This window comes from Deinococcus marmoris (assembly GCF_001949125.1).
Lineage (GTDB): Bacteria > Deinococcota > Deinococci > Deinococcales > Deinococcaceae > Deinococcus > Deinococcus marmoris_A.
Map to the genome: position 1 here is coordinate 155214 of NZ_MSTI01000068.1, position 12600 is coordinate 167813.

Annotated in this window: 16 protein-coding genes; 7 read left to right on the top strand and 9 right to left on the bottom strand. The window is 64.6% G+C overall.

Annotation, left to right across the window (positions count from 1 at the left end):
• Positions 1-95: 95 nt before the first annotated feature.
• The 7 genes from BOO71_RS10785 to BOO71_RS10815 form a co-directional block, all read right to left on the bottom strand.
• Positions 96-1154, bottom strand: a complete 1059-nt coding sequence (locus BOO71_RS10785; protein ID WP_075832175.1) for an agmatine deiminase family protein — start codon at positions 1152-1154, stop codon at positions 96-98.
• A gap of 22 nt (positions 1155-1176) precedes the next feature.
• On the bottom strand, positions 1177-2610 hold the full coding sequence (thrC, locus tag BOO71_RS10790) for a threonine synthase (RefSeq protein ID WP_075832177.1): 1434 nt from the start codon (positions 2608-2610) through the stop codon (positions 1177-1179).
• Positions 2611-2694: 84 nt separating this feature from the next.
• A complete protein-coding gene (locus BOO71_RS10795; protein ID WP_075832179.1) occupies positions 2695-3030 on the bottom strand; it encodes a hypothetical protein in 336 nt (111 codons plus the stop codon).
• Between the two features lie 32 nt (positions 3031-3062).
• Positions 3063-3338: a hypothetical protein gene (locus tag BOO71_RS10800; RefSeq protein ID WP_075832219.1), complete on the bottom strand. Its 276-nt coding sequence runs from the start codon at positions 3336-3338 to the stop codon at positions 3063-3065.
• Between the two features lie 239 nt (positions 3339-3577).
• Positions 3578-4318, bottom strand: a complete 741-nt coding sequence (locus tag BOO71_RS10805) for an MBL fold metallo-hydrolase (RefSeq protein WP_075832181.1) — start codon at positions 4316-4318, stop codon at positions 3578-3580.
• 32 nt (positions 4319-4350) lie between these two features.
• A complete protein-coding gene (locus BOO71_RS10810; RefSeq protein ID WP_075832183.1) occupies positions 4351-4713 on the bottom strand; it encodes a MerR family transcriptional regulator in 363 nt (120 codons plus the stop codon).
• Positions 4714-4861: 148 nt separating this feature from the next.
• Complete coding sequence (locus BOO71_RS10815; protein WP_075832221.1) at positions 4862-6244, bottom strand: RNB domain-containing ribonuclease; 1383 nt, start codon at positions 6242-6244, stop codon at positions 4862-4864.
• Positions 6245-6484: 240 nt separating this feature from the next.
• Between BOO71_RS10815 and BOO71_RS10820 the strand changes: the two genes are divergently transcribed.
• The 5 genes from BOO71_RS10820 (at position 6485) to rdgB (ending at position 9913) form a co-directional block, all read left to right on the top strand.
• Positions 6485-7363, top strand: coding sequence for a hypothetical protein (locus BOO71_RS10820; protein WP_075832185.1), 879 nt, complete (start codon positions 6485-6487; stop codon positions 7361-7363).
• Positions 7360-7701, top strand: a complete 342-nt coding sequence (locus BOO71_RS26945) for a hypothetical protein (protein WP_139322883.1) — start codon at positions 7360-7362, stop codon at positions 7699-7701. Before BOO71_RS10820 ends, BOO71_RS26945 begins: the two co-directional genes overlap by 4 nt.
• Positions 7702-7738: 37 nt before the next feature.
• Positions 7739-8446: a hypothetical protein gene (locus BOO71_RS10825; protein ID WP_075832187.1), complete on the top strand. Its 708-nt coding sequence runs from the start codon at positions 7739-7741 to the stop codon at positions 8444-8446.
• A 100-nt stretch (positions 8447-8546) separates the two neighbouring features.
• The gene (locus tag BOO71_RS10830; RefSeq protein WP_075832223.1) at positions 8547-9236 is read left to right on the top strand and encodes a hypothetical protein; all 690 of its coding nucleotides are present in this window, start codon (positions 8547-8549) and stop codon (positions 9234-9236) included.
• Positions 9237-9328: 92 nt separating this feature from the next.
• The gene (gene rdgB, locus BOO71_RS10835; RefSeq protein ID WP_254843117.1) at positions 9329-9913 is read left to right on the top strand and encodes an RdgB/HAM1 family non-canonical purine NTP pyrophosphatase; all 585 of its coding nucleotides are present in this window, start codon (positions 9329-9331) and stop codon (positions 9911-9913) included.
• 7 nt (positions 9914-9920) lie between these two features.
• On the opposite strand, the gene BOO71_RS10840 is transcribed toward rdgB, so the two are convergent.
• On the bottom strand, positions 9921-10337 hold the full coding sequence (locus BOO71_RS10840) for an OsmC family protein (RefSeq protein WP_075832189.1): 417 nt from the start codon (positions 10335-10337) through the stop codon (positions 9921-9923).
• A gap of 88 nt (positions 10338-10425) precedes the next feature.
• Entirely contained in the window at positions 10426-10641 is a 216-nt protein-coding gene (locus tag BOO71_RS10845; protein WP_075832228.1) for a hypothetical protein, read from the bottom strand.
• 292 nt (positions 10642-10933) lie between these two features.
• Between BOO71_RS10845 and BOO71_RS10850 the strand changes: the two genes are divergently transcribed.
• Entirely contained in the window at positions 10934-12085 is a 1152-nt protein-coding gene (locus tag BOO71_RS10850) for a PQQ-dependent sugar dehydrogenase (RefSeq protein ID WP_083653337.1), read from the top strand.
• A 310-nt stretch (positions 12086-12395) separates the two neighbouring features.
• The coding region (locus BOO71_RS26950; protein WP_139322884.1) for a transposase family protein at positions 12396-12600 on the top strand (205 nt) is incomplete at its 3' end.

The following is a 12600-nucleotide window of genomic DNA, read 5'->3' on the forward strand; positions in this document are numbered from 1 at the left end:
AAATATTTTTTATAGCTTGTAGATATGATTTATCTACGTTTATAGATCTAAAATATCATAAATTCGCATAGAACCTTTTAATCGGGATCACGATTCTACTCGCCCGTCCACACTGCCCCCGCTGGCTGCTGTTGAGTGATGCAGTGAAACGAGCCGCCGCCCTCGATGATCGCCCGGCTACTCAGGCCGATGACCTCTCGCCCTGGAAAGAGGGGAGCCAGAATGTCCAGGGCGCGGGCGTCGTTGGGATCGCCGTACTGCGGCACCACCACGAAGCCGTTGCCGATGTAGAAGTTGGCGTAGGTGGGCGGCAATCTTCCCTCTGCGCCTTCCAGATACTCGGCGGGCAGCGGCAATTCCACGATACGGAAAGGCTGGCCGTCCGCGTCCGTCATCTCCCGCAGCGCCGCCAGATTGGCCGACATGACCGCGTGGTTGGGGTCCGTCTCATCTGCCTCCACGCTGGTCACAATCGTCCGCTCATCGGTAAAGCGGGTGATGGTGTCGATGTGGCCGTCGGTGTGGTCATTCTCCAGCCCCGCGCCCAGCCACAGCAGCTTGCTGACGCCCAGGTATTCGCGCAGCCAGTCGGCGTATTTGCCCGCGTCCAGGCCAAGATTGCGCGTATCGGTCAGCAGGCACGAGCGGGTGGTCAGCGCCACGCCCGCGCCGCCGATTTCCAGTGCGCCGCCCTCCAGCACCACCGGGACATCCCAGTGAGAGGCGTCCAGAATGTGGGTCACAGCTTCCGGCACGCGGTCATCCTCGGCGGAGTCGAATTTGCCGCCCCAGGCGTTGAAGCGCCAGTTGACCAGGGAAACCTCGCCGGAGGCGCGAGTAACGAACAGCGGGCCGTTGTCGCGGATCCACACGTCGTTCAGTGGCACGTCGTGGAAGGTCACGTCGGCCCCGGCCAGACGCTCGGCGGCGTCCTGACGGCTGTGGGCATCGCGGGTCAGCAACTGCACCGGCTCGAAGCGGGCAATCGTGCGGACCAGCTCAGCGAATTCGGCGCGCACGGCCTCCAGATGGCCGAACCACAACTCGTCGTCAGCGGGCCAGCTCATCCAGGTGGCGGCGTGTCTCTCCCATTCCGGAGGCATGGCAAAGCCCAGGCTGCGCGGCGTGGCATCGGTGGCGGAGAGGTGCTTCATGCCCCGGAGTTTAGTGCGGGGTTCAGGGCGCTGCTTTTAGAGTCGCCTCTAACTTCTTTACTACAAACGCCTTCAACGCCGCCGCGTCGTTGTCCATCACTGTGAAATAGCGCGGCAGCTTCTCGATGCCCTCAAAGCGTTCGGGGCGCGGTGGGATGCGGTTCACGGCTTCCTCCACCGTTCTCTCGAATTTGGCAGGCAGGGCGGTTTCCAGGCAGACCATCGGCACGCCGGGCCGCGCGTACCGCTCACCCACGAGCAGGCCGTCGGCGGTGTGCGGATCGATCAAGCGTCCAAACTCCCCATCGGCGCGGCGAATGGTGTCCAACCGGTCCTGATGGCTGCTGCGTCCGCCGACAAAACCGCTGGCCTTCACGGCGTCCCAGTGGCCCGAATCGCGCAGGTCGACGGGTCTGGAGCCGCCCACCTCGTCCCACCACGCGCGGGTCTGCACGCCGTCCGCCCCGGCCACCAGATACAGATACCGCTCGAAGTTGGACGCCTTGCCGATGTCCATGCTGGGGCTGGAGGTCTGCGCCACCTGCGCCGCCCGCCGGACGTGGTAGACCCCGGTGGAAAAGAACTCGTGCAATACGTCGTTCTCGTTGCTCGCCACCACCAGTTGTCCAATCGGTAGGCCCATGCGTTTAGCCAGATACCCGGCGAACACGTTGCCGAAATTGCCGGACGGCACGCTGAAATCCGCCGTCTGCCCAGTAGGAAGGTTCAGCGCAAAATACGCCTTGAAGTAATACACCGCCTGCGCCAGCACCCGCGCCCAGTTGATCGAGTTGACGGCCCCGATGGTGTATCTGGCCTTGAATTCGGCGTCGGCATTGACCTCCTTGACCAGATCCTGGCAGTCGTCGAACACGCCGTCCACGGTGATATTAAAGATATTCGGCTCGTCGATGCTGAACATCTGTGCCTGCTGAAAAGCGCTCATGCGCCCGTGCGGCGAGAGCATGAACACGTTCACGCGGGCCTTGCCCAGCATGGCGTATTCCGCCGCCGATCCGGTGTCGCCCGAGGTCGCGCCCAGAATGTTCAGATGCTCGCCCCGCCACTCCAGCACGTATTCAAAAACGTGACCCAGAAACTGCATGGCGATGTCTTTGAAGGCCAGCGAGGGGCCATTGGACAGTTCCAGCAGGTACAGATCGGAGTCGCCCAGCCGGACCAGCGGGGTGATCTCGGCGCTGTGGAACACGTCTGGGTGGTAAGTGGCACGCAACATCTGGCGCAGGTCAGCCTCGGGAATGTCGTCGATGAACGGGCGCATGACCGCGTAGGCCAGCGCTGAGTACTCCAGGCCGCGCAGCCCCTCCAGCTCGTCCGGGCCAAAAGTCGGGATGCGCTCGGGCATGGCGAGGCCGCCGTCCGGGGCCAGCCCCATCAGCAGAACATCCGAAAAACCCCCCAGATCACGCAGGCCACGGGTAGACACGTACTTCATGGGGGTCACTCTAGCGAGTGTGGTTGAGGGGTGGGCGGTGGGGGCTAGGGGGATTGGTGCGCGCAAGCCTCCCGCCGCAGCCACCTATTTTTCCACCACGAACGTCAGTTTCTGCGCCCCGCTGCCCTCCCGCCGCGTCGCCGCCTTCAAGCTCAACTCTCCGGCAGCCGTCGAAACAGGTATACCCGGCAGGTAGACCGTGTGCAGGCGCGCGGATTTTCCCCGAACCACAAAGAGACTGGCCTTCACATTGCCCGCCATCACGCAGATGGCCTTTTCGGGGCAGCGGCTGTCGGTGAAGCGCAGCAGCGTGATTTTTGCGCCGTCCACCATGACCGTCTGTCCGGCTCCCAACGTCACGGAAGCCGCAGAGGCGACGGGCAGGGCCAGCACGGCAGTCAAGAGCAGCAGCTTCAACATGCTGCCAGTACGGTTCGCAGGCGCTCTGAGTTTCAGCCCAGCAGGCCCGGCAACTCGTTTTCCACGTCTGCCAGGGCGCGGAACTGGGCGGCCTTGTCGTGCAGGTGCATCTGCTCGTAGCAGCCCGACAGTTTCAGGGCGAAGAACTGCACCGCCTGGCAATCCTCGCGGCATTCGGCGGCTTCCAGGCACGCGCGGTAGTTCTGCACGGCCAGGTGATACTGCGCGGCCTGCGCGGCCTGCTCAGCTCGGCAATGGTTCATTCGCAGTGACACGATGTCGTTCAATACCCGGCTCACGGCGGTCATGTCTGGCAGTTTAAGCAGAGAGGGGGGCATATGAATGAAAGATGAAGCAGGTTTGGCTGCACGAAATGTGCGTGTTCAACGTTGTTTTTCGGCTGTGGGTTAAATGTCCCGAGTACATTTCCGCTGTAGATGTACTGAACTGAGTACAGACAGGGCGTGCCTCCATTGGAGTGCGGTACGAACGGCCAGCGTGACGGGTCCACACTGGCCGAGTCGTATCCTGAATTTTCGGTTGAGGGCTACAGCTTCAGCGTTTCGCCGTCTTCGGGAACCCGCAGATTCTGGATGCCTGCGTCCTGCGCGGCGGCTTTCAGGGCCGCACGGCTGACGGTGCAGTGGTCCAGCGATTCCAGGTGCGTGGCAACCACCGTCGCCCCAGAAGCGGCCCGGCACACCTCCAGCGTCTGCCCGGCGTCCATGATCAGCACTGTGCCGCCCAGCGTTGCGCCCCCTGCATGGACGATCACTACATTGGGCTGAACCTCCTGCAAGACGCCCTGCACTTCTGGCGTCAGGATGGTGTCGCCCAGCCAGTACACCGTCGGTTCGCCTTCACCCTGCAAAACAAGACCTATCACCGAACCCATCTGTTCCAGAATCGGGCCGGAGCCGTGCTGTCCGGGCGTGGGCCGCAGCGTGATGTTCTTCCACTGGACTTCGCCCGCCAGCGGCGTGACCTGCTGAAAGCCGAAGCCCTGAATCGCAGTTTCATCACCCGACTGGCAGAAAATGGGCATGTCCTTGGGCAACAGCTCCTGCGCTGCCGGGTCAAAATGATCGGCATGCAGGTGGGAAATCAGGGTCAGCTCCACGCCGTCCAGCACGGCAGAAGGCGTAACGGGCAGCCCGGTGGTGGGGTTGTTCTCCAGGCCCGCGAACGGTGGCAGACTATGTTTTTCTGCCAGAAAGGGGTCTATCAGCAGCGTGTGTCCGGCGTACTCAAGACGAAGGGTGGCATTTCTGATCAGTTGAAGCTGCATGGATTCTCCTGTCTGGGGCGTGTTGAAGGGGGTTAATCCGCGTTGGGCAGGCGGTCCATCTGTTCTTTAAGCTGGGTGCGGAGGGTGTGCAGCGCGGCCAGTTGGCGGTCTATCTGGGCCACCTTGCGCCCATAGAAGGCGGCCACCTGATCCGCCGGAATGGTCTGGGTCACGGAGGCGTCGCCCTGCCAGCACGGGCCATATTCGCGGATTTCTTCCAGCCGAAAGCCCACGCTCAGAAACAGTTGAATCAGGCGCACCCGCTCCACATCGTCCGGCCCAAAGACGCGGTAACGGTTGTCCTCGCGCCGGGAAATCAGCAGGCCCAGGCCGTCGTAGTGCCGAATGGCCCGCACGCTGACCCCGGTTAAGCGGGAAAGTTCGCCGATTCGCATGTGGCCCCCCGCCTCCAGACTCTAAACCCTGACATCTGTGGCAGAGTCAAGCCCACAGGCGGTTTGGTGAGTGGAAAGTGATGGCTGCAAAAAGATGGAGCGCGGTCTGTTTTCCATCAACCATCAACCGTCAACTTTCAGCGTCGGTTCACACCAAACGCGCCCGCATGCTCAGCGCGGGCAGGTTGATGTCTACCAGCCGCACCCGCAGCACCGTTCCCACGGGCGCGGGCGTGCTGAAGGGCAGATCGTAGGCCAGTTCGGGAATCAGCAGGGTGGCCTGCGGTCCCCGGCGGTCCACCACCACGGCCTCCCACTCGCGGTCCGGCTGGGCGGCGGCGTAACGCAGGGTGTGGTGCTTGCGGCTCAGGCGCTCGGCCTGCCGGGTGGCGTCGGCGTTCAGGGTGGCCTGGGCAATGTGGGCGGCCACCACCTTGCCGCCTTGCGGTTCGCGGCCCGTCAGCGCGGCGCGCAGTTGCTGATGCACCACCAGATCCAGGTAACGCCGCATGGGGCTGGTGGCCTGCGCGTACAGATCCAGCCCCATGCCGGAATGCGGCCCCGGCGACGGCTGAAAGCGCGTGCGGGCCAGCGTCCTGCGCCGCGCCCACTGCACGCCCAGCCCCTCTCCCCGCACCTCACGGCTGGGATCGGCCTGGGTGGCGAACGGCAGGGGAATGTCGTGATCGTCGGCGTAGATGGCGGTGGCCCAGCCCGCCAGCGTCATGCATTCCTGCACCACGAAGCGCATTTCCGGCTTGGGCAGCGGCGTCACGGACGCGCCGTTCTCGTCGGCACTGATCTTCACTTCGGGCAGTTCGATGCTCAGCGCACCCTCGGAGTCGCGCAGTTCCTTGCTGGCGTGGGCCAGTCTTGCCAGCGTCACGAAGGGTTCCTCGCCCGCTTCCAGCTTGGCCTGTGCGCCCATGTAGGTCAGGCGCGTGATCCGCACGGTGGTCAGGGCCACATCCACGGCGTCGGCGTTGCCGTCGGCGTCCAGATCCAGCGAGATCGAGAGCGCGGGCATGGTGTCGTGCAGGCCCAGCCCGGTCTTCTCGATCAGGGCGTCGGGCAGCATGCCAATCGTCTGGTCCGGCAGGTACAGGGTCGCGCCGCGTGCGCGGGCCTCCAGGTCCAGTTCGCTCTCGGGCGGCACCAGCGCGGCCACGTCCGCCACATGCACCCACAGACGGATCAGGCCGCCCTCCAGCGCCTCAATGCCTATCGCGTCGTCCGGGTCACGGTTGCCCTCGTCGTCGATGGCGTAGGCGGGCAGGTGGGTCAGGTCCAGCCGGTCCTCGTCGGCAAAATCCGGCACGTCCAGTGTCAGGTGGGTCAATGTTGCGCCCAGACGGTCCGCGTAGGGCGTTTTGGCCTCGTTCCAGATGCCCAGGCGCAGCAGCAGCGTGTGGGCGGATTCCGGCGTCTCGGGCAGGTTCATCTCGCGCAGGGTGCGGCTCTTTTCCGCCTTGCCGCGCGCCAGCAGTTCCACATCGGTGCGCTGAGCAGGGGTGAGTTCGGGCAATGTCATGGCGTCAAGCATAGGGGAGAGGGAAGGACGGGTGCGGCAGACGGCCTGATTTGCAGCAGGATGATCGCAGCGGGAATGAGCGAATAGAAGATCGAGATTGCTATAGGCGTCAAGGGCGGGCGAGACTCATATCTCAATTCGTGTGCAGGACAGTAAAAGTCCTATTCGCAAGAATCAGACACTAAGCTCTGTATTGACATTCTGATAAATCTATGTTTCTATTCTCTCAAGGAGACGGATATGAATGAAAAGCAATCGCCCGCAGAGGACTTCCGTTCGCAGGTGCAGCGTCTGGTGGCCGAGGGCAAACTCACCGCCGAGGAAGCCGCCGGGCTGCTGGAAGGCACGCCCGCCGACGAGCCGGAAGCCGTGATGCCCGCCGCCCAGCAGGGCAGTGTCAGCGATATTCCCGCCGACCTGACACTCAGGGTCAGCGGCTACACCCTGACCGTGCTGCACGACACCTCGCTGGACACGCCGCACCTGAGCGCCAACGAGGACGGCGTGTTGCGCCTGACCGGCACGCCGAAGGGCTGGCAGGTTCAGCGTGTGGATCACGCCAGAGGCCACTGGGGCAATGTCAAGGCCATCCTCTCGGTGCCTTTCGTGCCCCGGCATGTACGTGCCTCGGTGGAGGGCGGCAACCTGACCCTGCCCGATCTGGGCGGCGAGCTGTGGGCGGACGTCAACGGTGGCAACGTCCGCATGGGCCGCGCCGCGTCGCTGAAGGCCGAGGTCAACGGCGGCAACCTGACCGCCGCCGAGGTGGACGGCCCCACGCATCTGAACGTCAATGGCGGCAACCTGACCCTGAGCGGCGCGCACAGCCTGAACGCCAGCGTCAATGGCGGCAACCTCAAATGGGCTGGGGTGCTGGCGGGCGGCGATCACCGGTTGGAAGTCAACGCTGGAAACGCCACCCTGCATCTGCTTCCGGGCAGCAGCCTGCGCGTGGACGCCGACGTGACCGTGGGCGCGTTCAAGGCCGACTTTCCCACCCGTAAGAGCGGCGGCTTCATGAATACGCAGCACGCCGGGGAACTGGGCAGTGGCGCGGCTTACCTGTCGTGCAAGGTGGCCGCCGGACAGGTCAAGCTGCTCACGGAGGATGTGAGATGAGCGCCTCTTCTTCCCCCCACACTGTTTCTTCCTCCCGCACTGTTTCTTCTCACCCCATAGGCCGCTCCGGCAAGGGCTACCGCGTGATTCGCCGGGTCCGGCAAGCTGCCGTCGAAGTGCCCCGCTCCAGCCCTCTCGGAAGGCTCTGGCAGCGTCTGCAAGCCATGCTGCACGTCACCCCTGAGCAGTGGCATATCTATCAGTTGGCCCGGCAGACGGGTTCGGACGGGGGCGATCTGTGCGGCAGGGCCGTGATGTCCGGCGAGCGTGCCCTGCTGGTGTTCTCCCCGGAGCTGCCGGGGTCCAGCCGCCGCCCTCCGCAGGGTGACCTGCCATGACCATCCAGATGAGACTGCCCGCCCACGGGAGGACCCCATGAAAGAGAAAGTCAAACGTCTTCTCGACCTGGTCCGCGCGGGCCGCCTGAGCCTGGAGGACGCCGGGCCGCTGCTGGCCGCCCTGAGCGCCAAACTGGCCCTGACCGACAGTGACCGCGAACTGATCGACTCGCTCCTCAAGCGCGACGAGCTGGACACCGGACAGGTGGCCGAACACCTGCTGCTGCTGCGCGGCGTGCGTGATGTGCCGCCCCCGCCGCCCCGTCCGCCCCCATTCCCTGGAAACCAGCCCCCCGGAGGCTTCGGCAACCCGCGTACAGAGGACGAACGCGGCCCGCAATGGGCCTGGGACCCCGGCAGCCGCCCCCGCGCGGGCAGAGGAGGAATAGAGGGCATGGTAGACCGCATCACCGATACCGTGGAACGCGCTGTCGAGGGCGTGTTCGAGGGCAAGACACCCCAGTACGACTACCAGTATCAGTATAGCAACTCGCGCTCCGGCTCGGCCCGCATCCTGCAAATCCGGGTGGAGTCCTCGGCGGGCGACGAGTACAGCGCCAACCTGCCCGTCAGCCTCGCGCCGCACCTGCACAAGCTGATTCCGCCGCACGGCATCCGCGCGCTGGAGAGTGCCGGATTCAGCCTGGACACCCTGCAACTGCTGATCGAGGCCGATCCGCCCCCTGGCGAACTGATCAGCGCCGAGGACAGCGCGGGCAACGAGGTTCGGATTTCTCTGAAGTGAACGGGCTGGAACTGTGGGCGTGGGGGTGCAGAGAGCCTTTGCGTCCACCTTTCTGTCTGTGGCACCCAGTCCACGCCCGGCCATCTGCCACAATCGCGCCATGCCTGACCCCACCGCCGGAACGCGTTTCGCCGTCTACCTGTGTCCGCCCGCTGGATCGGCGCTGTACCAGATGGGGTCCGAACTGCTGGGTTTCGATGTGCGTGCAGGCCAGCCCGTCCCCCTGCCCACCTTCCTGCGTCCCGAGTGGCAAACCGACGCGGGGCCGTTCGGCTTTCATCTGACGGTGGTGGAGGGCTTTTCCACCGATCCGGCGTGGTGGCCCGCCATCGAGGCCGAGGCGCGCGCCTGCGTGGCCTGCCTCTCGCCCGACGCGGACCTTTCGCTGAGCAACGGGCGCATCGATGTGTGGGACGACGGCGAAACGTGGGTGCTGCGCCTGGACCCTTCCCCGGCCTTGCTGGTGGCGCACACGTTGCTGCTGGCCCGCCTCGCCCGCTTCGTGACCGCCTCACCCTTTGCTGAGCAGGTGGCCCAGGGGTTGTATGCCAGACCGTTCGAGGGCGCGCGCATGTCGCTGCTGCACACGCCGCGCGGGCTGGATACCTGGGAGCCGCATTTCACGCTGGTCCAGCCCTATAGGGGCAATGACCCGCAGGAGTTGCGCCGCGAACTGGAGGCGTGTGTTCAGCCCTTCACCACGCAGAATTACACCTCTCTGACCCTGTTCGAGAAACCGGAGGGCCAGGAACGCTGGCGGGTGCGCGCCGAATTGCCGCTGGGCGACTGAGGCCGGGGGCTGGTGTTGGGGGGGACTGGTGGGGGGAGGGACCGGATTTCCGCACCTGCTGCTGTGCATTTCCCCGTACACTCTGGAGTGTGATGAGCAATGGCCTGATGCGAGTAACGGTGGCGACGGGAAACGCCGGAAAAGTGCGCGAGATCGAGGCGGCGCTGGCCGATCTGAACTGGGACTTGCAGCCGGTGCAGGGCGTGCCCATGCCCGAGGAAACCGGGGCCACCTACGCCGAGAACGCCGCCCTGAAAGCCTGCACGGTGGCGCTGATGACCCGCACCACGGCGCTGGCCGACGACAGCGGCATCGAGGTAGAGGCGCTGAACGGCGAACCCGGCGTGTACAGCGCCCGTTTTGGGGGCCGCGACAGCGATCTGGAACGCAATGTGTACCTGCTGGAAAAACTGCGCGGGCAGGCCAACCGACGCGCCAGGTTCGTCTCGGTGCTGGTCCTGGCCCATCCCAACGGGCAGGTGGAATCGTACCGGGGCGAGCTGTCCGGCACCCTGCTGGAAGGCCCGCGCGGCGACGGCGGCTTCGGCTATGATCCCCTGTTCGTTCCCGACGGCCAGACCCGCACCCTGGCCGAGATGAGCGTGGCCGAGAAGCAGGCCATCAGCCACCGGGGCAAGGCGCTCGCGGCCCTCAAGGCAGCGAAACGCAGGGGCTGAGGCCGGGTTAAGCCGTCTCTACCCGCGTTTCCACGCTGATCTCGCTGTTCAGGCTGGAGGCCACCGAGCAGTATTTCTCGTGGCTCAGGTGCGCGGCCCGCTCCAGCGCCTCGGCGGTAATGCCCTCGCCGCCCGCGATGTGGCGCACGATGATGTGGGTGTAGCGTTTGGGGTCCGTGTCGGCCCGCGTGCCCTCTACCTCGATGCGGTAACTGGCCAGCGGCGTGCGGCGTTTTTTCATCACCTCCACCACGTCGTAGGCCGTGCAGGTCGCCAGCGCGCCCAGCAGCGCCTCCATCGGGGAAACGCCGATTTTGGTGGCGCTGTTGTCGATCAGAAGCTGGTGCCCGCTCTCGCTGACGCCCAGATAGCGCTGCTCGCCCAGCCACGTGACATTCAGGGTTTTTTTCGAGGTAGAGGTCATGCCAGAAGGCTAGAGCATCGGCGGCAGGCCAAATGAAACCGCCGGAAGCACCTGCCTCGGCGGTCTCTGTGAATTGAGTTTATGGCGTTTAGCTGAAGTCCAGCAGGCTGCGCCCGTCCTTCTCGCGGTCCTCGGCCACCTTGCCCAGAATGAAGAAGGTGGGTGCCCAGTGGCCCAGGAACAGGCCGTCGCGCTCCTTGATGTCCTGCTCCTGGCCGTCCTTGGTCTTGCCGCGCAGGAAGTTGGTGGCCGAGAGAATGATCGAGGCGTAACCGAGGATGTACAGCACATTGGAAGTCTTCATGGCGGTCACTGTGTCCTGCCTGCCACGGATCAATCGTGGGGTTTCATCAAATCTCAGCGCTGGATTGAGGTTGTTCCAGCGTTCTATGAATATCCCCACGTCGTCCTAGCAGGTGCTGGCGATCTGGCCTCGAATGACGTTTCGCGCTGTAATTTCTCCCCGTCTACCGCCCATCCTTCCTACGTCCTTCTCTGCCGATGCATCCGTGCCAACAACGTAAGCCCGGAGGCAGTCTCAGCCACGGTTTAACCAAGTGACCCCCCTTTTTCATGTCGCCCATGTCTCATGGGGCATGCTCTCCCCCAACACACGACGCGCGGCCCTGCTGGGCGGTCTGCTGACCCTCGCCCTCGGCTCCTGCGCGGTGGTCCAGCGCCCTGACACCACCAGACCCAACGCGGGACTGACCCTCCCGGCAGGCTTCCAGGCGGACCTGTACGCCCAGGACCTGGGCAAGCCGCGCCTGATGGCCTTTGCCCCCAACGGCGATCTGTTCGTGGCCGACGAGGGCAAGGACCCCGGCACCGGGCGTGTGCTGGTGTTGTCGGACCGCGATAAAAACGGCGTTCTGGACGGCGCACAGACGTATCTTTCGGCGCTGGACCAGCCCAACAGTCTGGCCTTTCACGGCGGCTACCTGTACGTCGCCAACACGGACGGCGTGATCCGCATGCCGTACAAGGACGGCGATCTGAAGCCGGGGGCCGCGCCCGAGAAGATCATCAGTCTAGAAGCCGGGGGGCGGCACCATTCGCGCACCATCGTCTTCGGGCCGGACGGCAAGCTGTACGTGGCGATGGGCAGCACCTGCAACGTCTGCGAGGAAGAAAACGCCCAGCGCGCCACCGTCTGGGTCTACGACGCCGATGGCAAGAACGGGCGCCCCTTCGCCACGGGCCTGCGAAACGCCGTGGGTCTGGAATGGTCCGGCGACACCCTGTACGCCACTGCCAACGGGCGCGACATGGCCGGAAGCGACAACCCGCCCGAATCCTTCTTCCGCGTGATGGACGGCAAGAACTACGGCTGGCCCTACTGCTACCCGGTGGTCGCCGGTGAACCCCAGGTCTGGGACAAGGACTTCGGGAAGAAAACCCCGGCAGTCTGCGAGGCGGCCCAGCCGTCCTTTGCCACCACCACCGCCCACGCCGCGCCGCTGGGCATGGCGTTCTATACCGGCAAGGCGTTCCCCGCCGAGTACCAGGGCAAGATGTTCGTGGCCCTGCACGGCTCGTGGAACCGCCCGCAAAAGAGCGGTTACAGCGTGATCACCGTGGACCCCAAGACGGGCGCGACGAAGGACTTCATGACCGGATTTCTGGGGGCGCTGGGCCTGTCCACTTCCGGGCGGCCCGCCGACGTGCAGGTGGCCCCGGACGGCGCACTGTTTGTCACCGACGACGGCAACGGCGTGATGTACCGGGTGACGTACAAGCAGCCCTGAGCCGTGTCTGCTGAATCCAGGCTGGCGCGGCGAGACGCCCTGCTTTCCCGCCTGACTGCCGTGGGCTGGCCGCATCAGCCTTTGCTGGAAGTGCTGCACCTTCCCCCACATGCCGATCTGCTGGACATCGGCGCGGGGAAGGGGGCGCTGGTGCAGGAGTGGCGGCGGCGCTCAGCGGGGCGGGGAGAGGGCATTGATCCCAGCCCCGGCGCGGGGATTCATCGGGGTGTGGCCGAAGCATTGCCGTACATGGCCAGGCTTTTATCTCAAGCGAGTACAAAAAAAGATCGGGGCCGATCAGCATTGAGGTGTGAAACCAAAACCGATCAGCCCACTGCCCTTTCTAACTCAAATTCCAGACTGGCGCGATCCCAACCGCATTACTTATTCCTGGGATGCGCTCTGGGCGCTCATTCTCACGGGTCTACTCAGTGGCCCTGAGAACATCCTGGCGCTCGCTTCCTGGCTCTCTATGTACCGTGAGCCGCTGTGTCAGCGGCTCAGCTTGCCCGGTA